Annotated in this window: 23 protein-coding genes; 14 read left to right on the top strand and 9 right to left on the bottom strand. The window is 73.0% G+C overall.

All coding sequences use genetic code 11. From position 1 onward, the window contains the following. The first annotated feature begins 113 nt into the window (after positions 1–113). The 4 genes from E6U81_RS03820 (at position 114) to E6U81_RS03805 (ending at position 3261) form a co-directional block, all read left to right on the top strand. Positions 114–950 carry a class II glutamine amidotransferase gene (locus E6U81_RS03820; protein WP_136228639.1) on the top strand — a complete coding sequence of 279 codons (837 nt, stop codon included), beginning with the start codon at positions 114–116 and terminating at the stop codon, positions 948–950. Positions 951–1194: 244 nt separating this feature from the next. Then, complete coding sequence (locus tag E6U81_RS03815) at positions 1195–2283, top strand: glutamate--cysteine ligase (RefSeq protein ID WP_240803610.1); 1089 nt, start codon at positions 1195–1197, stop codon at positions 2281–2283. Positions 2284–2375: 92 nt separating this feature from the next. Next, positions 2376–2627, top strand: a complete 252-nt coding sequence (locus E6U81_RS03810; protein ID WP_136228637.1) for a hypothetical protein — start codon at positions 2376–2378, stop codon at positions 2625–2627. Between the two features lie 10 nt (positions 2628–2637). Then, complete coding sequence (locus E6U81_RS03805) at positions 2638–3261, top strand: hypothetical protein (RefSeq protein ID WP_206309830.1); 624 nt, start codon at positions 2638–2640, stop codon at positions 3259–3261. A 72-nt stretch (positions 3262–3333) separates the two neighbouring features. Here the strand turns inward: E6U81_RS03805 and E6U81_RS03800 are convergent, their stop codons facing one another. Then, a complete protein-coding gene (locus E6U81_RS03800) occupies positions 3334–4368 on the bottom strand; it encodes an NAD-dependent epimerase/dehydratase family protein (RefSeq protein WP_240803657.1) in 1035 nt (344 codons plus the stop codon). 298 nt (positions 4369–4666) lie between these two features. Here E6U81_RS03800 and E6U81_RS03795 point away from each other — a divergent pair, with 298 nt between their 5' ends. Both E6U81_RS03795 and E6U81_RS03790 read left to right on the top strand, forming a co-directional pair. Continuing rightward, positions 4667–5020, top strand: a complete 354-nt coding sequence (locus E6U81_RS03795) for a PRC-barrel domain containing protein (RefSeq protein WP_136228635.1) — start codon at positions 4667–4669, stop codon at positions 5018–5020. 146 nt (positions 5021–5166) lie between these two features. Further along, positions 5167–6210: a LacI family DNA-binding transcriptional regulator gene (locus E6U81_RS03790; RefSeq protein WP_136228634.1), complete on the top strand. Its 1044-nt coding sequence runs from the start codon at positions 5167–5169 to the stop codon at positions 6208–6210. A gap of 40 nt (positions 6211–6250) precedes the next feature. On the opposite strand, the gene E6U81_RS03785 is transcribed toward E6U81_RS03790, so the two are convergent. Beyond that, positions 6251–6901: a DUF4360 domain-containing protein gene (locus tag E6U81_RS03785; protein WP_136228633.1), complete on the bottom strand. Its 651-nt coding sequence runs from the start codon at positions 6899–6901 to the stop codon at positions 6251–6253. 267 nt (positions 6902–7168) lie between these two features. Between E6U81_RS03785 and E6U81_RS03780 the strand changes: the two genes are divergently transcribed. From E6U81_RS03780 to E6U81_RS03770, 3 genes are all read left to right on the top strand, one after another. Then, entirely contained in the window at positions 7169–8974 is a 1806-nt protein-coding gene (locus E6U81_RS03780) for a glyoxal oxidase (protein ID WP_136228632.1), read from the top strand. 138 nt (positions 8975–9112) lie between these two features. Then, entirely contained in the window at positions 9113–9358 is a 246-nt protein-coding gene (locus tag E6U81_RS03775; RefSeq protein ID WP_136228631.1) for a hypothetical protein, read from the top strand. Beyond that, positions 9355–9861: a hypothetical protein gene (locus E6U81_RS03770; RefSeq protein ID WP_136228630.1), complete on the top strand. Its 507-nt coding sequence runs from the start codon at positions 9355–9357 to the stop codon at positions 9859–9861. The genes E6U81_RS03775 and E6U81_RS03770 overlap by 4 nt, the downstream gene beginning before the upstream one ends. Here the strand turns inward: E6U81_RS03770 and E6U81_RS03765 are convergent. The 3 genes from E6U81_RS03765 to E6U81_RS03755 are packed head-to-tail and all read right to left on the bottom strand — an operon-like array spanning position 9820 to position 11209. After that, positions 9820–10395 carry a HutD family protein gene (locus E6U81_RS03765; protein WP_136228629.1) on the bottom strand — a complete coding sequence of 192 codons (576 nt, stop codon included), beginning with the start codon at positions 10393–10395 and terminating at the stop codon, positions 9820–9822. The genes E6U81_RS03770 and E6U81_RS03765 overlap by 42 nt on opposite strands. Beyond that, positions 10392–10763, bottom strand: coding sequence for a DUF4180 domain-containing protein (locus E6U81_RS03760; protein ID WP_136228628.1), 372 nt, complete (start codon positions 10761–10763; stop codon positions 10392–10394). Before E6U81_RS03760 ends, E6U81_RS03765 begins: the two co-directional genes overlap by 4 nt. 11 nt (positions 10764–10774) lie before the next feature. After that, on the bottom strand, positions 10775–11209 hold the full coding sequence (locus E6U81_RS03755) for a MarR family transcriptional regulator (RefSeq protein ID WP_136228627.1): 435 nt from the start codon (positions 11207–11209) through the stop codon (positions 10775–10777). 154 nt (positions 11210–11363) lie between these two features. Between E6U81_RS03755 and E6U81_RS03750 the strand changes: the two genes are divergently transcribed. Both E6U81_RS03750 and E6U81_RS03745 read left to right on the top strand, forming a co-directional pair. After that, positions 11364–12878 (top strand): MFS transporter, encoded by a 1515-nt coding sequence (locus tag E6U81_RS03750; protein WP_136228626.1) that lies wholly within the window; start codon positions 11364–11366, stop codon positions 12876–12878. 81 nt (positions 12879–12959) lie between these two features. Next, a complete protein-coding gene (locus tag E6U81_RS03745; RefSeq protein ID WP_136228625.1) occupies positions 12960–13478 on the top strand; it encodes a DinB family protein in 519 nt (172 codons plus the stop codon). A gap of 39 nt (positions 13479–13517) precedes the next feature. Here the strand turns inward: E6U81_RS03745 and E6U81_RS03740 are convergent, their stop codons facing one another. The 3 genes from E6U81_RS03740 to E6U81_RS03730 form a co-directional block, all read right to left on the bottom strand. Then, positions 13518–13928: a hypothetical protein gene (locus E6U81_RS03740; RefSeq protein ID WP_136228624.1), complete on the bottom strand. Its 411-nt coding sequence runs from the start codon at positions 13926–13928 to the stop codon at positions 13518–13520. A gap of 182 nt (positions 13929–14110) precedes the next feature. After that, the gene (locus tag E6U81_RS03735) at positions 14111–14773 is read right to left on the bottom strand and encodes an NAD(P)-binding domain-containing protein (protein ID WP_136228623.1); all 663 of its coding nucleotides are present in this window, start codon (positions 14771–14773) and stop codon (positions 14111–14113) included. A gap of 161 nt (positions 14774–14934) precedes the next feature. Further along, complete coding sequence (locus E6U81_RS03730) at positions 14935–16296, bottom strand: FAD-dependent oxidoreductase (protein ID WP_136228622.1); 1362 nt, start codon at positions 16294–16296, stop codon at positions 14935–14937. 217 nt (positions 16297–16513) lie between these two features. Here E6U81_RS03730 and E6U81_RS03725 point away from each other — a divergent pair, with 217 nt between their 5' ends. The 3 genes from E6U81_RS03725 to E6U81_RS03715 all read left to right on the top strand — a co-directional run bounded on the left by E6U81_RS03725 (position 16514) and on the right by E6U81_RS03715 (position 18350). Then, entirely contained in the window at positions 16514–16705 is a 192-nt protein-coding gene (locus E6U81_RS03725) for a DUF5302 domain-containing protein (RefSeq protein WP_136228621.1), read from the top strand. A gap of 176 nt (positions 16706–16881) precedes the next feature. Next, positions 16882–17295: a rodlin gene (locus tag E6U81_RS03720; protein ID WP_136228620.1), complete on the top strand. Its 414-nt coding sequence runs from the start codon at positions 16882–16884 to the stop codon at positions 17293–17295. Between the two features lie 140 nt (positions 17296–17435). After that, complete coding sequence (locus E6U81_RS03715; RefSeq protein WP_240803609.1) at positions 17436–18350, top strand: glycoside hydrolase family 19 protein; 915 nt, start codon at positions 17436–17438, stop codon at positions 18348–18350. A gap of 17 nt (positions 18351–18367) precedes the next feature. On the opposite strand, the gene E6U81_RS41635 is transcribed toward E6U81_RS03715, so the two are convergent. Next, positions 18368–21136, bottom strand: coding sequence for an AAA family ATPase (locus E6U81_RS41635; protein ID WP_276615793.1), 2769 nt, complete (start codon positions 21134–21136; stop codon positions 18368–18370). Positions 21137–21365: the final 229 nt, after the last annotated feature.

The following is a 21365-nucleotide window of genomic DNA, read 5'->3' as shown; positions in this document are numbered from 1 at the left end:
GGTACGCGCCCGGCTGTGGTCCCGCATCGTGGGCCCGGCGCGCCCGCCGCCCCGCGGGAAGGGCGCCGTCCGCGGAGTTACCCTCGGAGCAAGCCGCGAAAGGGATGGTGCGCATGTGTCGGTGGCTCGCCTACTCGGGTACGCCCGTCCTGCTCGACACCGTGCTCTACCGCCCCGAGCACTCGCTGATCAACCAGAGCCTGAAGTCCCGGCTGGGAGTGGAATCGACCAACGGCGACGGCTTCGGACTCGGCTGGTACAGCGCGGACGGCAACGGCACGCCCGCGGTGTTCCGCGACATCGGGCCCGCCTGGAACAACCGGAACCTGCAGGAGCTCGCCGCGCACGTCCGCTCGCCGCTGTTCTTCGCGCATGTCCGGGCCTCGACCGGTTCGGCGATCCAGCAGACGAACTGCCATCCCTTCCGGCACGGCCGCTGGCTGTGGATGCACAACGGGGCGATCGGGGACTTCCACCGGCTGCAGCGGGATCTGTGCATGGCCGTCGACCCGGCCCTGTTCTCGTGCATCGAGGGGTCCACGGACTCCGAGGTGATGTTCTACCTCGCGGTGACCTACGGGCTCGACCAGGACCCCCCGGGGGCAGTGGCGAGGATGGCCGGGCTGGTGGAACGGCTCGGCAAGGAGCACGGCGTGGCGGAACCGCTCCAGATGACGGTGGCGGTGAGCGACGGCGAGCGCGTGTGGGCCTTCCGGTACTCCAGCCAGGGCAAGTCGCGCTCCCTCTACTACAGCAGCAGGGCCGATACGGTGCGGCACCTCTATCCGGAGATCGACTACCTCAGGGAGGTGTCCGACGACACGCGCATCGTGGTCTCCGAGCCGCTGGGAGACCTACCGGGCGTGTGGAACGAACTCCCGGAGAGCAGTTACGCGGTCCTCCCGTCCGGTCCGGACGCGGACTACCTCCCTTTCATTCCGGAACTCTAGCCGCGGCCGCGGCCCCGAGTGAGGGGTGGTCCGGCGGGTAGGCGCAGCGCAGAGGAGGGCCTTCAAGGACGGCACCACCGCCTCGGCCGGCCGGTCCCACATCGGTTGCCGGCGGCGTCCACCCTCACCGAGAGGACCCCCGATGTCACTGGCCGTGTCCCCGTCGGCGCCCCGTCACGGGAGCCGGACCCTCGCGCCCCTCCGAGCGGGAAGCAGCCGCTCCGCCGCTGCCACCGTGCCGACCATGGGCGTGGAGGAGGAGTTCCTGCTCGTCGACCGTCGCAGCAGGGCCCCGGTGGGCCGCGCGGCAGGGGTCATACAGGCGGCCTCCGGCAGACTCGGGCCCCTGGTCCAGCCGGAGTTCTTCACCGCTCAGGTCGAAACGTGCACGAGCCCCACGTCGAGCACGGCCGTGCTGCGCGCCGAGCTGGCGTGGCTGCGGGCCGAGCTGGTCCGGGCCGCGGAGGCACAGGACTGCCTGCTCGTCGGCACCGGCACGCCGGTGATCCCGCCGGAGCATCCGCTGACCATCACACCGGACGAACGCTACCGGCGGATGGCGGTCCGCTTCGCCTCGGCCTTGGGAGGCTGCGACCAGCCGGTGTGCGGATGCCACGTCCACATCGGGGTGTCCTCGCGGGCACAGGCGCTGGACCTGGCCAACCGGCTCCGGCCCTGGCTGCCCACCCTGCAGGCGCTCAGCGCGAACTCCCCCTTCGACCGCGGCAGGGACACCGGCCATGCGAGCTGGCGGGCGGTGGAACACGCCCGCTGGCCCACGGTGGGGCCGGCTCCCTTCCTGGACGAGGCCTCGTACGAGCGCATCGCCCACGATCTGGTGCAGTGCGGGGCCCTGCTGGACCGGCGGATGATCTACTGGTACGCCCGCCCGTCCGAGCACGTGCCGACGCTGGAGATCCGCGTCGCCGACGTGAACGCCCGCCTCGACACCGTCGTCCTGCTGGCGGCGCTCGTCCGCGGGCTGGCCGGGGTGCTGCTGCCGGAGCGCGACGAGGGCAGGCCGCCGCCGTTCCTGGAATGCGGGTGGCTGCGGGAGGCCCACCGGCTCGCGGCCCTGCACGGGCTGGGCGGCGGTGAGGGCCTCGATCCGGTCGGCGGAGCGCATGTGCCGGTGTGGGACATGCTGGACCGGCTGCGCGAGCGGGCCGCTCCGGGGCTCGCCGCGGCCGGCGACCTGGGCATGGTGGACACGCTGCTGGACCGGCTGCGTGCGGAGGGCGGCGGAGCGGCCCGTCAGCGTGCCGCCCTCGTCCGGCGCGGCCGGCCGGCCGACGTGGTCGACAGCCTGGCGAGGACGACGGCGGCCGTGTGAGCGCGGCGCCGAGGGCGCTGAGGGGTTTCCCGTCCCCGCGGCCGGGCACGCGCCGGGTGAGGGGAGGTTCCGGCGACACGAGAGGAACTGTCATGGACGACCAGGGCGGAGCAGGCGGAGTACCCCTGCACCACGGCGACGGGGCGCACCGCGGCGACGAGGGCCGGCGGAGCCGGACACCGCACACCGGAAAGCCGGGCAAGGACGACGGGACCACGCGCGCCGCGGACACGGACGAGGCGAGCCGCCTCGACCGGCCGGCGGACTCCGGCGGGTCCGGCCGGGGCACCCGCTGGACGGGACCGGACGACGACCGGCCCGCCACGCCCCGGCGATCCCCCTGAGGAGGCCGGAGTGAACCGGAGCCACAGCCGGAGCAACCGGAGCCACCGGCCCCCCACGGGCCGCGCCCCCACCTTCCTGGCCATCTACCTCAACGACCACCTGACCGGCGCCAACGGCGGCGTCGAGATGCTCCGCCGGGCCGCGGAGGCACACCGGGGCGGCACCCTCGGCACGTCCCTGGAGTCGCTGGCCGAGCAGGTGGCCGAGGACCGGGAGAGCCTGCACACCCTGATGGCCGATCTCGACGTTCCCGTGATGCGGACGCGGGCCGCCCTCGGCCGGCTCGCCGAGCGGGTGGGCAGGCTGAAACTCAACGGGCGGATCCTGTCCCGCTCCCCGCTCAGCGACGTCCTCGAGCTGGAGGCGATGCGCGTCGGTGTGGAGGGCAAGGCGGCCTGTTGGCGTTCGCTGCGCAGCCTGGCCCGCACCGACTCGCGGATCGACACCTCCCAGCTCGAGGAGCTCATCCGGCGGGCGGAGCAGCAGATCCGCGCCCTGGAGGCCATGCGCAGCGCCTGCGCGTCGCAGCTCTTCGCCCGCGAGGCGCGCGGCCGGGCCGCGACGCCGCACGCCGCGCAGGCCGTATGGCGCCGAGGGGGCCTGCACGGCCTGCCCGGGCCGAGCCGGTCCTGAGAGCTGAGCCCGCCCGGGTGGGCACCTGAGACCTGAGCCCGCCCCGGTGTGGCATCGGCCCGCCGGGGCGGTTCAGAGCCGCCCGCCGGACCTCGCGAAGCGCCCGGCGGGCTTGGCGTCCGCGGCCAGCGGGGCGGTGTCCATGCCCGCTCCCGCACGGAGGCCGTCGAGGAACTCCTCGACGGCCTCCACCGAGGTGTGCAGGGGCTCCCATGACAGTTCCCCGCGCGCCCGCGAGGTGTCCATGAGCGGCAGCCTCAGGACGGCGTCGAACAGGTCCGGCGAGGCCGGGACCAGGTGCAGCCGCCACGCCGCGGCGAGCGCGGCCCGAACGGGCGCCGTCGGCATCGGCAGGCGCCGGGCGTCGAGGATCCGGGAGAGGACCTCCGCGTCCAGCGGCGGGTCGGCCGCCAGGTTGAAGGGCCCGCGGACGGGGAGCAGGGCCGCTGCCCGGTAGGCCGCGGCCGCGTCGTCGGTGTGCAGGGCCTGGAACCGGAGCCCGGCCAGGTCGGGCACGGCGGGCAGGAGCTCGGGGCGCAGGAACCGGCTCGGGAGCAGCCGGCCCGCGAAGATGCGGCGCTGTTCGGAGGCGGACTGCCGCTTGAAGAGGAAGCCCGGCCGCATCCGCACGACCCGGATGTCCGGATGGGTGCGTTCGTAGGTGTCGAGGACCCGTTCGAGATAGGCCTTCTCCCGGGTGTAGGCGGCCTGCGGCCAGCCGTGGGTGGGCCAGGACTCGTCGACGGCGCGGTCCTTCGGTCCCGGTGAGTAGGCGCCGACCGACGACGCGTGCACGAGGGCGGGCACGCCGGCGGCGGCCACGGCCTCGAAGACGCGGATGCTGCCCAGGACGTTGGTGCGCCAGGTCTCCGCGGGGTGGTGGGTGGGCTGGAATTTCCACGCAAGGTGGATGACGGCGTCTGCGCCGGTGAAGAGCGGGGCCAGGTCCGCACCGCCGGGTTCCACGTCCACGGCCTGCCAGCGCGTCTTCGGCGGCCGCCACTGGGGAAGCCTGCGGGCCAGGCCGAGGACGGAGCCGACGGTCGGGTCTTCGGCGAGGGCCAGCACCACGCTGGTCCCGACGTTGCCCGTGGCCCCGACGACCACGACGTGGGCGGCCTCCCCTCGCCGTTCGGCCGTGCGTCCGGTGTTCTTCTCCGCCGGTGCGTGCCGCGTCATCGTGTCGGCTCCTCTCCGGGAGGGCGCTGGGGGTGTGGAGCGCCTACCCGTGCTGCCGCGGTGCATGCGCGCGCCCCGCGGCGGGCGGGCGCGCGCGGGAGGGTGATCCCTCCGGCATCCTGGGCGTGAGCCGGTCATTTGCGGGGAGGCGCCTGGTGGCACTCCCGTCCGGCTCCGGGGCGGGCACGGGTACGGGCACACGTACGGGTACAGAGAGGCGAGAGCCGTGAACGACAAGGACATCTGGGGATACCGCGCGGACGCCGGGCACCACGGCGGCATCGATCTCGTGGGCTACAAGGTCGAGGCGACCGACGGCCACATCGGAAAGGTCGACAAGCACTCCGCCGACTTCCAGGCCTCCCACATCGTCGTCGACACGGGGGTCTGGATCTTCGGCAAGCACGTCCTGCTGCCGGCCGGCGTCGTCGAGCGCATCGACACGGCGGAGGAGAAGGTCTACCTCAACCTGACCAAGGAGCAGATCAAGAACGCTCCGGACTACGACGAGGCCAAGTACGCGGGCGAGCCGAACTTCATGGACCGCTTCGGCCACTACTACGGCCAGTCCCACATGTAGGGCCGCGACCCGAGGACCGCTCTTCGAGGCAGCCGCCGTCCCGCCGGAACGCACACCGCTGCCCACCTGACCTCACACCCTGCGTTGATCACCCGTTACCCTTCTGTTCGGCGAGGCCACCGCCTGTGGATCATGGAGGAAATCACGTGCCCGAACCGCGTTCCGGCAGCCGTCCCACCCTGGAGGCCGTCGCGGCGCTCGCGGGCGTGTCGAGGGCCACGGTCTCCCGTGTGGTCAACGGCGGCGACGGGGTCCGCCCGCATCTGGCGGACCGGGTGCAGACGGCGATCCAGGAGCTGGGATACATCCCGAACCACGCGGCGCGGACGCTGGTCACCCGGCGCACCGGCGCCGTCGCGGTGATCATCCCCGAGCCCGAGGCCCGGATCTTCTCGGACCCGTTCTTCTCCCGTCAGATACGCGGTATCAGCAAGGAGTTGACCGCGCACGACACCCAGCTGGTGCTGCTGCTGGTGGAGGACCTCTGCGACTACGACCGCATCGAGCGGTACCTGGCCGGAGGCCATGTCGACGGGGCGCTCGCCTTCTCGCTGCACACCGACGACCCACTGCCCGCCATCGCCAGCCGCATTGGCATGCCCATGGTCTACGGCGGACGCCCCGGCTGGACCGCCGGGCCCGGCGAGGACGACAGGGTGACGTACGTCGACGCGGACAACCGCGGGGGCGCCCGGGACGCCGTACGGCACCTGCTCGCGCAGGGGCGGCGGCGGATCGCGCACATCTGCGGCCCGCTCGACCAGACTTCGGCGGCCGACCGGCTCAGCGGCTACCACGACGTGCTCCCGGCCGCGGAGCCCGAGCTGGTCTCCGTGGGGGACTTCACCGCGGCGGGCGGGGCCCGCGCGATGGCCGAACTGCTGGACCGCGACCCCTCGATCGACGCGGTGTTCGCCGGCAACGACCTGATGGCGACCGGTGCGCTGCGCGTCCTGCGGGAACGCGGCCGGGCGGTCCCGGCGGAGGTGGCGGTGGTCGGCTTCGACGACGCCGAGCCGGTGGCGGAGAGCGCCGACCCGCCGCTGACGACCGTGCGTCAGGACATCGAGGGCATGGGGCGGATGATGGCGCGGCTGCTGATGGAGCGGCTGGCCGACAGCCGCGAGGGCAGGGCCGTGCCGGGTCCGGTGATAACCGAGACGGCCCTGGTCCAGCGCGCGTCGGGCTGACGCGGGGCCCGCGCGGCGGCGGGCCCCGGGTCCTGCCCGGTCACCGCCGGGCGCACTGCTTCCAGGAGAAGTGGTAGACGCTGTTGATGCTGCCGTCCGTCGAGTCCAGGGCCATGAAGCTGGTCTTCGACGGGTCGGACGTGCCCACCTCCGCGCGCAGTTCGGTGTTGATGTTGAAGTTGCGCTGCTCGCCGCAGGGCGACCAGGCCAGGGCCTCGATGCCCGTGGTGTCGGTGGCCTGCCAGTTGTCGTCGAGGGCGCCGTCGAACCGGTGGGTCCGGTAGGCGGTCTGGCTCATGCCCTGGAAGTAGTAGCTGGCCTTCTGGGTGCCGATCGCGCCCGGCTGGAGGCTGCCGAAGCCCCGGTAGTCGACCTTCGCGATGGCGTAGGTGTAGCCCTGCGGGACGTGCACGTCGAGGGACAGGAGGCAGTTCTTGCGACCCTCGACGGCGGGGGCTCCGCCGCCGGCCTGGGCCAGGTACTCGCTGTAGGTGACGGTGAAGGCCGAGTTGTCGGGCGACACGGCGACGGTGGCGCTGCCGGGGCGGCAGCCCGATCCGTTGACCGTGGCGACGTCCACGGTCACCTGGTCGAGGGGGGCCGAGGGGGAGGCCCCCGCGGAGGGGCTGAGCGTGACGAGCGTTGCGGTCACGGCGGCTGCGGTGAATCCGGTACGGAGCGACTTGATCACACCGACATGGATAGCGGTCCGCGGCGGGCGCGGCCGGTCGGCGGGTACGCGGTCTCACCTTGACGGTCGTAGCGATTCACCGCAGAAACGATAAACCGCCACATATCCCCCCGCCGAACGGCCCCAAGAGGCCTTCGGAGAGCGCCGATCACGCCGGGTCGCGGCCACCCGGGCATTCCCTTTGTCCTAATATCGCCGAGATCCTTCAGGCCATCAGCGGGTGCGGAGCCGGTCTCGGCTCCGGGCCCTCCTGCGGTGAGGAGTCCCATGTCCCGCGCACCACGGTCCGCCGTCCTGTCGGTGCTGGCCCTCGCTGCCGCCCTGGCCGTCCCGACGGCCGGGCCGCCCGCTCCGGCGCGGGCCGCGGTCCACCACACCGGCGACGAGGCCGCCGTGCTCGGCGAGGACCATGCCCGCGCCCACGCGGGGCTGCGCCGGGCCGCCCAGGGCACCCGGGGATACCCGCAGTCGAAGCGGACGGCGAGCCTGGCCTCGCTGGAGGAGTCCCAGCGCAAGGCCAACGCCGCTTTCGACGCGGCCCGGTTCGGCCGCTTCGCACAGTTCTTCCCCTCCCCCGACTTCGGCGTCCACGTGGCCCTGCTGCCCACGGGCAAGGTGCTGCTGTTCTCCTTCGAACGCGTGGAGGCCGACCCCACGAAGGAGACCGGGCCGACGAACACCGTCGGGCGGACCAACGCGGGCCGCGCCTGGCTCTGGAACCCGGCCGAGGGGACCGGGGCCCGGGCCTTCCGGAACGTGCCGCCGCCGCTGGTGCTGATGCCCGACGGCACCTACTCCCCGCGCCCGGCACCGTTCTTCTGCGCCGGGCACTCGTACCTGCCCAACGGAATGGTCGGAGTCTTCGGCGGCAACGTCGGCGGCAAGGGCGGCAGCGGCGCAAAGCTGTCCTTCGTCTTCGACCCGTGGACCGAGAAGTGGTTCCGCAACCGCGACATGGCCGTCGGCCGCTGGTACCCCTCCGTCGTGACCGGGGCGGACGGCCGGCAGATCATCATGTCCGGCCAGTCCGAGCGCGGCACCGGCACCCCCACCCCGGTGGTGGAGCGCTTCCCGGCACTGGGGCACCGCGTGCCGTGGCGGCCGTACGACATCCCGGCCGGCGTCCCCGCCGAGCGGCTCCGCTCGGACGCCCCCTTCCGCAACGACTACCCGCACCTCTTCTCGCTGCGCGACGGGATGGTCTACGGCCTCGGCCGCGACGCGGACCAGCAGTGGCTCTTCGACCCGGTCAAGGACGTACGCAGCGACCTGCCCCGGCGGCCCGCCGACTTCCGCGGCTACGGTTCGGCCGTGCCGCTGCCGGCCGGCTTCCGGGGCCCGGACTCCGTCCTGGTCCTCGGCGGCGACCCGCGCGACCCGCACACCTACCGGCTGTCCGGCGGACGCTGGACGACCGAGGAGCCCAGGGCCTTCGGCCGCACCCAGGACGGCACCCTGATCCTGCCGGACGGCACGCTGCTCACCGTGAACGGAGCCCTGGACACCCGGGACTACGGCCACGGCCCGTTCAATCCGAAGGCCGATCTGAAGTACCGGCAGATCGAGGTGCGCGACGCGCAGGGCCGCTGGAAGCTGGGGCCCGCCCAGCGGCTGCCCCGCGGCTACCACTCCAACGCCCTGATCCTGCCCGACGGCCGGATGATGGTCACCGGCGACGAACTCCAGCAGATCGCCAACGATCCCGACATCAGGGACGGGATGGACGGGAGCATCGAGCTCTACGAGCCCGCCTATCTGCACCGGGGCGCCCGGCCGGCCCTCGGCCGGGTCCCGGCGGGCGACCTTCGCTACGACGCGGCCTTCCAGGTGTCCAGCTCGACGGCGAAGGACGTGAAGCGCGCCGTCCTGCTGGCCCCGACGACGGTCACGCATTCGGTGAACACCAGCCAGCGCCACCTGGACCTGCGGCTCACCGGCGTCCAGGGCGACCGGATCGGGCTGCGGACCCCGCCGGGCGCGGCCGACGCTCCGCCGGGCCACTACATGCTCTTCCTGCTGGACGCGAAGGGCGTCCCCAGCACGGCGAAGTGGGTCAAGCTCGGCACCCGCTGAGCCCCGCCCGGGCCCGGCCCGGGCGGGTACCTTCACCGGCCCCGGATCTTCACCCGCTCGATCCGCACCGATCGCGGCATTACGTCCCCGCTCCTACGGTCGAGCGGGGAACCGACCGTCCCGGACAGAGGAGTCAGCATGGGCGGCAACAACAAGAACGAGTTCACGTTCGTCGTCACCGGTGTCGAGCTGAGCGACGAGCAGCAGGAGCGGATCGGCCGGGCCGTCGCCCAGGCCGGGGCGCTGGCGCTGGGCGACTTCGGGCCGCGCGACGCCGTCGCCGTGCGGCTGAATCCGAAGGTCTGGTGGCACGGCGTGCCCCGGGAGGTAATGGTGCAGGACCTCCAGAGGTTCGCCGAGGAGGAGGCCGGATTCCAGCGATGAGCCCGGTGGGCAACGGTGAGGAGGAGCGGCCGGCGAGGCCGCGCAGCTGCCCCAGCAGTGTCTGCCGCGAGGGCTCCGCGGTGCTGGGCGTGATGACCGGCGGCGGGCGGCTGGCCTACCTGCCCGAGCCCGTCTTCGTCGACCGGGCCTTCGCCGACCGGCTCGACGCCGCGGGTCGCCCCGAGATGCGCTACCGGTTCACCGCACCCTGCTCGGAAGCCGCCTGCGCGCAGTGGACCGGGACCGCCTGCGGCGTCATCGACCACATCCTCGACGACCCGGAGGGCACGGACGGCACGGCCGTGCCGCAGGACGGCGGGTCACTGCCGGTCTGCGGCATCCGCCGCGACTGCCGCTGGTTCGCACAGCGCGGGGCCGCGGCCTGTGCCGTCTGCCCGACCGTCGTCGCGGACACCGGCGGCTCCGCCACGTACAGCTCGACCCACGGGCCGTCGGCCGTGCTACCGCAGGCGGACCACGGCCGCCCGGCCGTCGGTCCGTAGCCGTCCGGTGAACGGCCCCCGCGCGAGGGCGGCGTCGTAGGGGCCCAGGGCGTGGCCCGGGCCCCATGCCGCTTCGAGCGTCGCCGGGCCGTCCAGGGCGACCACCAGCAGGGTCTCGCCGGGTTCTGCGGCCAGGGTGAGGCGGCCCCGTACGACGGCGGTCTCGGCCGTCGCCGCGCCGCGGCGGTACATCACGTTGAAGTTCACGACGGGGCCGGAGACGAGCCGGCAGTCGGTCGGCTCGTCCCCCGCGAAGTCCTGCGGCGCGAAGCGTTCGGCCACGAGCCGGTGCACACCGCCCACGACGAGGTCCATGCCCGCGCCCTCGGCGAGCGTGAGGGTGCGGTCGATGCCGGGGAAGGCAGAGAAGGGGCCGTCCGCGGCCACCTCGGCCAGGCTCGCCCGCCACCGGAACGAGTCCATGTCGGCGTCCGCGGGCCAGGCGGCGATCTCCCGGGTGACTCCCCCGCCGTTCTTCCACACCGTGGCGGGGCGGTCGGCCGCGCGCAGGAGGCGGACGTCGCCGCCGCTCACGCCCCGGTCCCGGCCAGCCGGCCGCGCAGCTCCTCGGCATCGGCGAGGAACCACGTCTGGCGGCCCCGGTTGCACTCGCGGACGAAGTCCCGCAGCGCCGTGCTGTCCGCCGTGTGGCGGGAGATGTCGCCGAGGACGACGATGCCCATCCGGTACTGGACGAACTTCTGGATGATCTCGCCCGCGACCCGGGTGCTCAGCCGGAAGAACGCCTCGTCGAAGCGCTCGACGGGGATGACCGCCCACTCGGCGCCCTGGTAGGAGGCGTTGCCGATGCAGTCCAGCGCCTCGCGTTCACCCGCGATGGTCTCGCCCTCGGCCCCGCACATCAGGACGGGCACGTCGTTGATCTTCTGAAGGGTGTCCACGGGGGTCGAGACTAGCTCTTCTCCATCGACGGCCGCAGGCGGGCCAGCAGGGCGTAGAGCGTCGCGCTCTCGGTCTCGTCGAGGGTGTCGAGCGCGCCGTGCGCCGACTGCATCTCCTCCCGTACCCGGCGGATGACGTCCCGGCCTGCCTCCGTGGCCACCACGTTCTTGACGCGGCGGTCGGCGGGTGACGGTTCCCGGCGCACGAGCTCACGGGCCTCCAGGCGGTCCACGATGCCGGTCACGTTGGACGCGTCACAGACCAGCAGGGCGGCGAGGCCGCGCATGGGCACCGGGCCGTCCAGCTGGGCGAGGACCCGGGCCTGGGTGGGGGTGAGGCCGTACTGGGCCGCGGCCGCGGCGAACTCGCGCCACTGGGCGGTGCCGATGGCGGCGAGCAGCTCCAGCAGCTGGACCTTCGTGGGGTGGATGGCGGTCTCGCTCATGCCTTGGAGCCTACTCAGGATGCTTCACATTATCAATTGTTTACTTGACTACCTGAAATATCGACCTCTACCTTCGATCGAGTTACTTGATGACATCAAACATATGGGTTCCGAAGCTCCTCAGCTCCGAAACACGAAGAAGGTCCCCCCAGCCATGAGCACCCCATCCGCAGCCGCCCCTGCCTCCGGGCAGCGCAACGAGACGGTCATCGTCTTCGCCCTGAGCCTCGCCGCGATGGTCGTGTCGATGATGCAGACCCTGCCGGTCCCCATCCTCGGCCTGATCCGCGACGACCTCGGCACCTCGACCGCGAACGTGAGCTGGGTGACCACGGCCACCCTGCTGTCGGCGGCGGTCTTCACGCCGCTCCTCGGCCGGTTCGGCGACCAGCACGGCAAGAAGCCCACCCTGGTGGCCGTCCTCGGCGTGATGGTCGCCGGCTCCGTCCTCACGGCGCTGGCCACTTCGCTCCCGCTGCTGATCCTGGGCCGCGTCCTCCAGGGCGCCGCCACCGCGATCTTCCCGCTCGCACTCTCGGTGCTGCGCGAAGAGGTCCGCCCGCAGAAGCTGCCCGGTGCGATGGCCCTGGTCAGCGGCACGCTCGCGTTCGGCAGCGGCCTCGCGCTCGTGGCCACCGGCCTGCTCACCTCGGGACCGGACGCGGACTACCGCAACGCCTTCTGGATGGCGACCGGACTCGCGGTCCTCGCCCTGTTCTCCGTGGTCTTCCTGGTTCCCGCCACCCGTACCAGGACGGGCGGGCGCACCGACTTCCTCGGCGCCCTGACCCTCGGTGCCGCGCTGCTGCTGCTCCTGCTGGCGATCTCGCAGGGCCACGAGTGGGGCTGGACCTCCGGCCGTACGCTGGGCAGCTTCGCCGGCGCCGCCGTCATGGCCGCCGTGTGGGTGGTGACCGAGCTCAAGGTCCGCGAGCCCCTGGTCGACATGAAGATGTTCGTGCACCGCCCGGTGCTCATGGCCAATCTGGCCGGCCTCTTCGTCGGCTTCGGCATGTTCGCGAGCTTCCTCGGCGTCTCGTACCTGGTGCAGATGCCCGAGGCGCTCACCGGCTACGGCTTCGACGCCTCGATCCTGCGCGCCTCCGTACAGTTCCTGCTGCCCAGCGCGATCGTCTCGCTGCTGGCCTCCCCCATCGGCGGCCAGATCGTGCGCCACCGCGGTCCGCGCGTCGCCCTGGGCATGGCCGCCGCACTGGGAGCGGTCGGCTTCGCCTGGCTCGCGGCGGACCACAGCCACGCGTTCTCGGTGATCGGCTCCGGCCTGGTCGTCGGGGCGGCCGTCAGCTTCGGCTACGCCGCCATGCCCGCCGTGATCATGTCCAGCGTCCCGCCGCACCAGAGCGGCATCGCCAACGGCATCAACTCGATCTCCCGCTCGACGGGCAGCGCGATCGGCAGCGCCGTCGTCACCACGATCCTGGCCTCCAAGACGATCGAGCACCTCCCCGCGGGGGTGCCCCCGCTGCCCGCCGAGTCCGGGTTCACCCTCACCTTCGCGATCGGGGCCGCGGCCTTCGCCCTGGTCGGGCTGATCGGCTGGCTCGGCCTGCGCGGCGGCCGGGGACCCGTCGCGGCAGCCCCCGAGCGGCCCGCCGCGGCCGAACCGGCCCGGACCGCCCGGCCCGAGAAGGCCGACGCCGTCGGCTGACCCGCGTGACCGCCGACCCGGCGGCCCGCCCCCGCGTGTCGTTCGCGCCGGGCGGGCCGCCGGGCCTTGCATGGTGGGTGCATGAAGGCTACGGACGTCATCGCGGACGGTTTCGGTCGGATCCGGGAGGTCGTGCACGAGGCCGTGGACGGGGTACCGGCGGAGCTGCTGAACGCCCGCGTCGACCCGGCGGCGAACTCGATCACCTGGCTGGTCTGGCACCTGACCCGGATCCAGGACGACCACATCGCGGCCGCAGCGGGTTCGGAGCAGGTGTGGCAGGCCGGGGGCTGGGCGGAGCGGTTCGACCTGCCGCTGCCCGCCGGGTCCACCGGATACGGCCATTCGGCGCGACAGGCGGGCACGGTCCGGGTCGACTCGGGCGAGCTGCTCCTGGGCTACTTCGACGCGGTGCACGAGCAGACCCTGGGCTTCGTCCGGGGGCTCGCGGCCGCCGACCTGGACCGGGTGGTCGACGAGCGCTGGGACCCGCCGGTCACGCTCGGAGTGCGCCTGGTCAGCGTGGTCTCCGACGACCTCCAGCACGCCGGCCAGGCGGCCTTCGTACGCGGCGTACTGGAGCGGGGCGGGGACTCCTGAGCCGCCGGCGGTCCGGCCCCGCCACTCGCAACGCGGACCTCAGAAGGGGTCGATCGCCAGACGGCCCGCGGACGCCGCGCAGACGTCCCAGCGGTCCCCGGTACGGCGCAGTTCCAGGAGCACCGCCACCGGGTCGCCGCCGTCCCGGCCGTCGCCGGCCGGGACGAGGTCCACGTTGACGGCGGCGCTGTCGCCGCTCTCGGTGGACGACACGATGTGGTGCCCGAACCGCGGTGCGAGGCCCCGCAGGGCGTCCGCGGGATCCGGGGCGCCGTCGGGGCACCCGCTTCCCGGCCCGGCGGCCGGTACGGTTCCGCCACCGCCCACCGCTTCGAGGTACCCGTCCACGGCACGGTGCAGCGGGCTGCGCCCCACGACACCGGTACCCGTGAACACGACCGCCATGACGATCGCGGCCACGAGCAGGGGCAGCCCCACCGCGACGGCCACCAGACCCGCTCCCGCCCCTCGGCGTTCCCGCACCGCACCGCCCCGCCTTTCGCCGCCGTCCCGTTCTCCCGGCCCGGCCTCTCCGTCTGCCCGCTGAGACGCAGCACCGCGGGCGGCCGTTCCCGCGGCCGGCAGGGCTCGTCCCGTTGCCCGGACAGGGGTTCCCGCCGCGCCCGGTCCCGTCAGCCGCGGAAGCCCTCCGGGCGGTCCGGGGAGGCCTCGGCGAGGGCCCGGGTGACTCCTTCGACGCCCTCCCGGAGCCCGTAGACGGGCGTGTCGGGCTGCTGCCGCCAGGAGTCGTCGAGGCCGCCGGAGTCGACCGTGTCGAAGCCGAGCTGCTCGATGAGGTCGCGTACGGCCTTCTTCGCCACCTCGTCGTCGCCCGCCACGGGCAGCGCGATCCGGTCCGCGGCGCCGGCCGGGCGGTGCCGGTCGAGGATGTCCTGGGCGTACGTGCCGTTGAAAGCCTTGATCACGGGGTGTCCGAGCTGCTTCTCGGTCCAGCGGCTCTCGGTCAGGCCGTCGTCCTCCACGCCGGCGATCCGTCCGTCGCGCTGCCGCGGGTAGTAGTTGCCGGTGTCGATGACCGCGAAGCCCGGGGCCGCCCCGTCGAAGAGGCCGGCGGGCAGGTCGGGCACGTTCTTGAACGGGATGGTGACGACGACGATCTCGGCGCCGCGCGCAGCTTCGGCCACGGTGACGGCGGTCGCGCCGGTCTCCTCAGCGAGTGCGGCCAGGGTCTCGGGTCCCCGCGAGTTGGCCACCGCCACCTCGTGTCCGAGGGCGGTGAGCCGGCGGGTGAGGTTGCCGCCGATGTTGCCCGCGCCGATGATGCCGATCTTCATGAGCTCTCCAGTGCCTCGGGGTCGTCCGTCGTGCTCCTGTCCAACTCCCGTAGGCGGCGCGGCATTCCGCGCCCGAGCGGTCGTCCCCCGTACGAAGGACACCCTGGCCGCTCGACGCGCGAGGGGGCCGGGACCCGTCCGGGTCCCGGCCCCCCTTGCGGTCAGGCGCCGCTCGCGTCGAGCATTCCCTCGCGCTCCACGATCTTCACGCGCGCACGGCCCTGGGGCTCGCCGAGGGCCTTCTCGGCCGCATCCAGCCGGTACCAGCCCTCCCACGTGGTGTAGCGCACGCTGCGCTCGGCGAGGAAGGCCTCGACCGCTTCCGGCTCCGGCGACGCCGGCGTGCCCAGGCGGCCCTCGGCGTGGTCGGCGAGCAGGTTCCCGACGGTCTCGTTCGCGTCGCCCTTGGTGTGGCCGATCAGGCCGATCGGGCCGCGACGGATCCAGCCGGTCACGTACGTCGACTGCATGGGGCCGCCGGCGTCGATCACGCGGCCGCCCTCGTCCGGGACCGTGCCGGACTCGACGTCCCAGGGGAGCTTGGGCAGCTCGTCGGAGAGGTAGCCGACCGCGCGGTACACGGACTGCACGTCCCAGTCGGTGAACCGGCCGGTGCCCTTGACGTTGCCGGTGCCGTCCAGCTCGGTGCGCTCGGTCCGCAGACCCGCGACCTTGCCGTCCTCGCCGAGGATCTCGGAGGGCGACTCGAAGAAGTGCAGGAACAGCTTGTGCGGGCGGTCGCCGATGTCGCGGATCGCCCAGTTCTCCAGGGTCTTGGCGACCATGTCGGTCTGCTTGTTCCCGCGGCGCTCGGCGATCGAGCCGTCGTCGTAGTCGATGTCCTCGGGGTTGACGATGACCTCGATGTTGGGCGAGTGGTCCAGCTCGCGCAGCTCCATCGGGCTGAACTTGGCCTGGGCCGGACCGCGGCGGCCGAAGACGTGCACCTCGAGGGCCTTGTTGGCCTTCAGGCCGTCGTGGACGTTGGCCGGGATCTCGGTGGGCAGCAGCTCGTCGGCCGTCTTGGCGAGGATGCGCGCGACGTCCAGGGCGACGTTGCCGACGCCGAGGACGGCGACCTTCTCGGCCTCCAGCGGCCAGGTGCGCGGCACGTCCGGGTGGCCGTCGTACCAGGAGACGAAGTCGGCGGCGCCGTAGGAGCCGTCGAGGTCGACGCCGGGGATGCGGAGCTCGCGGTCGGCCGTGGCGCCCGTGGAGAAGATCACGGCGTCGTAGAAGGACCGCAGCTCGTCGAGGCTGATGTCGCCCGGGTAGTCGACGTTGCCGAAGAGGCGGACCTGCGGCTTGTCGAGCACCTGGTGCAGGGCGGTGATGATGCCCTTGATGCGCGGGTGGTCCGGGGCGACGCCGTAGCGGATCAGTCCGAAGGGCGCGGGCATGCGCTCGAAGAGGTCTATGGACACACCGGGATCAACGGCGGCCTCGGACTTCAGCAGCGCGTCGGCGGCATAGATGCCGGCCGGGCCGGCACCGACGATTGCTACCCGCAGAGGGCGAGGCATGGCAGAGGTTCCCTTCGAGCGACGGCAAGGTGGATCAAGTCGGATCAAAGGGAACCCTAAACGAAGGTAAGCCTAACTCAGCACCCGGTGTCGGTTTATGCCCTCATAACCCAAGCTTATAACCTCTCCAAGCCACCCTTGGGGTCTCCAGGAACTCGCTGGTCAGCGCGTACGGCGACTGACAGACTGGGGCCGCTTGATCACCCCAGGAGGACACATGGCTGACGAAACAGACGCTCCGCAGGACGAATCCCCGGCCGACGCGGCCAAGCGCCGGTTCCGGGAGGCCCTGGAGCGCAACGCCGCGAAGGCCCACTCCCAGCAGGCACACCAGAACCGGAACAAGGTCCAGGGCTCCAGCAGCGCCGCGAGCGGCAAGAACAAGAAGGTCCGCCGCAAGAGCGGCTGAGCCTGCGGATCCAGCGGTCCGGACCCCGCCGCCACCGCGGCGGGGCCCGGCCGGTCCGACGGATCATTGGGCCACTCGGGTGAGGGGGCATAACCCCGGGCACTGCCGGCAGTTGATCAGCGCGTCCCGCCGTGGGCAGCTATCTCATGCGACAGTGCGACCGAAGGATCCCCCAGATGCTCAAGAAGTTCATGGCCACCGCCGCCGCCACCGCCGCCGTGCTCGGCGCGGGCGCCGCCGCCGCCTCGCCCGCGATGGCGATCGGCAACGACAACGGCGTCAACACCGTGAACGGCAACGACTCGGCGCAGATCTACGGCAACGCGGAGACCCGCGGCAACCAGAGCCCGCAGCTCGCCCCCATCCAGGGCTCCCTCAACAAGCTCTGCGTCGGCCTGCCGGCCAAGGTCAACGCCCAGTCCCTGCTCGCGGTCCTCGCCAACATCGGCGTCCAGGACGTCAACGTCCTGTCCAACCCGCAGAACCAGCAGTGCGCCGAGAACTCCACCCAGGCCAAGGGTGACGAGGCCCTCTCGCACATCGCCAGCAACATCCCGGTCCTCTCCGGCAACCTCTCCGCCGGAAGCTGATCGGTTCCATCGCGCCGGTGCCACGCGTCACGCGTGGCACCGGCGTTTCCTTTTGGTCTAGACCTTGACAGGTTCAGACCATTCCGTTTCAGTGGGCGCTGTTGCCCCACGGCAAGTCCCCCCACTGAAGGAGCAGTTACGTGATACGTGCGCTTCGCCGCCGCGCCCTCAGCCTGGTCGCCGCCGCGGCCGTCACGGCCGGTCTCGCCATCGCCCTTCCCTCCTCCTCCGCCTCGGCAGCTGCCCCCTGCGCCTCCGCCTGGGCCTCGTCCGCCGTCTACACGAACGGCATGAGCGCCTCGTACGGCGGTCGCAACTGGCAGGCCAAGTGGTGGACCCAGGGCGAGACCCCCGGCACCACCGGCCAGTGGGGCGTCTGGGCGGACCAGGGCGTCTGCGGCGGCGGGGGCGGCCAGGACCCGGATCCCGACCCGTCCGGATTCGTGGTCTCCGAGGCCCAGTTCAACCAGATGTTCCCGAACCGGAATCCCTTCTACACCTACAACGGCCTGGTCGCGGCACTGTCCGCGTACCCCGGCTTCGCCAAGACCGGCGACGACACCGTCAAGCGCCGGGAGGCCGCCGCCTTCCTCGCCAACGTCTCCCACGAGACCGGCGGACTCGTACACATCGTGGAGCAGAACACCGCCAACTACCCCCACTACTGCGACGCGACCCAGCCGTACGGCTGTCCGGCCGGGCAGGCCGCCTATTACGGCCGCGGGCCCATCCAGCTCAGCTGGAACTTCAACTACAAGGCGGCCGGTGACGCGCTCGGCATCAACCTGCTGGCCAACCCGTACCTCGTGGAGCAGGATCCGGCCGTCGCCATGAAGACGGCGCTCTGGTACTGGAACACCCAGAACGGTCCCGGCACCATGACCGCCCACGCCGCCATGGTCAACGGCGCCGGATTCGGCGAGACCATCCGCTCCATCAACGGCTCCCTGGAGTGCAACGGCGGCAACCCCGCCCAGGTCCAGAGCCGGATCTCGAAGTACCAGAGCTTCACCCAGCTGCTGGGCGTCACGCCGGGCAGCAACCTGAGCTGCTGACCCGGCGTGCCGTACGGTCACCGCGTGCGCAGCGCGGTGGCCAGCTGGGCCCGTGACCGTACGTCGAGCTTCTGGTAGATGCGGGTCAGCCGGGCCTCGACGGTCTTGACGCTGAGGAACAGCTTCGCCGCGGCCTCCTGGTTGCTGGCGCCCTGGCTGACGAGCAGCGCAAGGCGGGTCTCGGCGTCGGTCAGGGCCGCGGCCGCGGTGACCGGGGAGCCGGCTCCCTCACCCTGGGCCGGTTCCCGGGCGAGCTCCGTCCAGGGTGCGGCTCCGGCCCGGTCGAACACCTCGGCCGCGGCCCGGAGCGCGGCACGGGCCGGTGCCCGGCGCCGGCGGCGGCGCTCCACCCGGGCGAGGGCGAGCAGCGTACGGCCCCGTTCCAACGGCAGCCCGAGGGCTTCGAAGCGCTGCGCCGTGTCCTCCAGGAGCCGGACGGCCGCGTCCGCGTCGCCCTGCGCGGACCGGCACAGGGCGCGGGCGCGGTCGAGGGCGGCGACGACGCCGGTCCGGCCGAGCTCATGGGCGACCGCACGGACGGGGTCGATCAGTTCGGCGGCCTCGCCGGGGGCGTCGGCGGCGATCAGGGCCTCGGCGAGTTCGCCGTGCCAGCGCAGGATCGACGGGTCCACCACCTGCTGGGCGGCCTCCAGTTCGGCGACGCGGCGCAGGGTGGCGACCGCCTTGGCCGCCTCGCCGTTGGCCAGTTCGATCAGTCCGAGCGCGTGCAGGCTGCGGGAGAGGAAGACCTGGTCCTGTTCCTCCTGGGAGGCCTGGATGCCGCGACGTGCGAAGCTCTCGGCGCGCGCGAAGCTGCCGCCCATGGTCTCGGCCATCGCCGCCACGTACCAGGCGGGGCCGGGCGAGAGGCCTGCCTCGATGGTCAGCTCCAGGGCCCGGCGGGCGTGGGCGGTGGCGGCCTCGCACCGGCCGCTGCGCAGTTCCACCTCGGTGAGGCTGCGCAGGACCTCGAAGACGTCCTCTGCCGAACCGGTGCGCTGGACGGCCGGCAGCAGCACCATCAGCTGGCGCCGGGCGTCGGTGAGACGGTCGTCGAAGAGGGCGTGCCGCACCGCGAGGTACTGCGGGGCGTTGCGCATGCCGAGCGGCACCTCGGGGGCGGGCAGGGCGAGTGCCTCGGAGAGGATCTCCTCGGCTCCCGCGTCCCCGAGGATGCGGCCCATGCGGGCCCGTACGGTCAGGGCCATGGCCTCGGCGGTCTGGTCGCCGCCGAGGGCTGCGAGGGTGCCGGCCTCGGCAGCGGCGTCGCGGGAGCGGACGGGGTCGCCGTCGCTGAGGTTGTGCTTCCAGGCGATCCGCAGCTGGACGGCGGCCTGCAGGGCGGGGTCCCCGGCGGCCTCGTCCATGGCGTAGGCGAAGGTCTCGTCGAGTGCTCCGAGGGCCTGGCCCGCGGCGTCGATCACGGCGAGCCGGGCGCGTACCCGGTCGGCGGGCGTGGAGTCGCGGGCCAGCACGGCCCGGGAGGCGCGCCGCGCGAGGTCGGCGCGGCCCGCCCAGCCGGCGTCTTCGGCGGCGGTGACGAGGCGGGACAGTTCCTCGTCGGCCAGCCGGGACGGCGTACGTTCGGCGGCGAGCAGGCCCAGTTCGGCGGCGAGGGCCCGCTGGCCCCGGCTGCGGCAGACCGCGGCGGCCTCGGTGATCTCGGCGGCGAGCCGCTGGTCGGGGGTGTCGACGGCCAGCGCCCGGTGGCGTACTGCCTGGACGGGGTCGTCGACGGCGGCGGCCAGTGCCGCGTGTCCGGCGGCGCGATCGGGCCACCCCGCATCGGCGGCGAGCGCGGTGGGCAGGGCGCCGGCGGTGAACTCGACGCTGCCGTCCTCTCCGACCCTGACCAGCGCGGCCCGTTCCGCCTCGGCCAGCTCGGCCTCGGCGTCGGGGCGGCCGGCCCGGCGCAGCAGGGAGATGGTGGGGCGGGAGGCGAGGGCGGCGAGCAGCAGGGTGCGGCGGGCCTGGGCGGGGGCTCCGGCGAGGAGGCGGCGGGCGACCTCGCGCGCCTGTCCGGAGACGGGCAGGGGGTCGGCGTGGTGGGCGCTGCAGTCGCGGGCCTCGGCGGCTTCGGCGAGGGAGTGGCCGAGGGCGAGGGCCAGGCGGGGGTTGCCGCCGCTGGCCTGGTGGATGCGGCCGGCGAGGCGGGCGGGCAGGCCGTGGCGCACGAGCAGTTCGGCGACCTCGTCGGCGCCGAGCGGGGGCACCCGTACGGCGGGGACCCCCGGGCCCCAGAGGGGTTCGCCGACCGGGGAACCGCCCTGGACGCGTTCGGCGGCGAGGACCCGCACGCGGGGCGGGGTGAGGCGCAGGGCGAAGCGGAGCAGGTCGGTGCTCTCGGCGTCGAGCCACTGGGCGTTGTCGATGACGAGGAGGACGGGCTGGCGGGCGGCGAGGGTGCGGAGGACCTCGACGACGGCCAGGCGCAGTGCGACGTGGTCGCGGCCGGCGCGGGGGGCGTCGGCCTCGCGGCGCAGGAGGGCGATCGCGGTGCGCTGGGGGCCGGAGAGCTCTGCCAGGGCGGCCGCGGGAACGGACGCGAGGAGGGCCGCGGCGGAGGCCTCGGGTATCCATTGGTCCGCCGCCTCGGGAGCGAGGCGGAGAACGCTCTCACGGCGCGCTTCGGCCGCGGCCGAGACGGCGCGGACGACCTCGGTCTTGCCCGCGCCTGCGGGTCCGGTCAGGAGCGCCCGGCCGTGCGTGGTCAGCGCGCGGTCGACCGCCTTGATCAGTTCTCCGTGTCCGACACTTGTGTCAGCGTGCCCCGTCGCCGCCACCACGCACAGCCACCAGCCTTCCAGTCCCCAGCTTCTGTGCCCTTCCTGTGAGAGGCGAGAATACGAGGTCGGACGGCCCCTGGAGCCGCATTGTGACGCAGAATTCAGTCACGTGGCACGGAAAACCCGGCGGACCTGCCGATACCCGTAGTATCGGCAGGCCCGGGGATTCTATTGGTCCGTACTATCGCTCCGTCAGGCGGAGTTGGTGCCGGACCCCGAGTCGGCGGGA

This window comes from Streptomyces sp. A0592 (assembly GCF_004795115.1).
Classification (GTDB): domain Bacteria; phylum Actinomycetota; class Actinomycetes; order Streptomycetales; family Streptomycetaceae; genus Streptomyces; species Streptomyces erythrochromogenes.
Note: the sequence above shows the minus strand (reverse complement) of the source record. Positions and strands in the feature narration are given on the sequence as shown.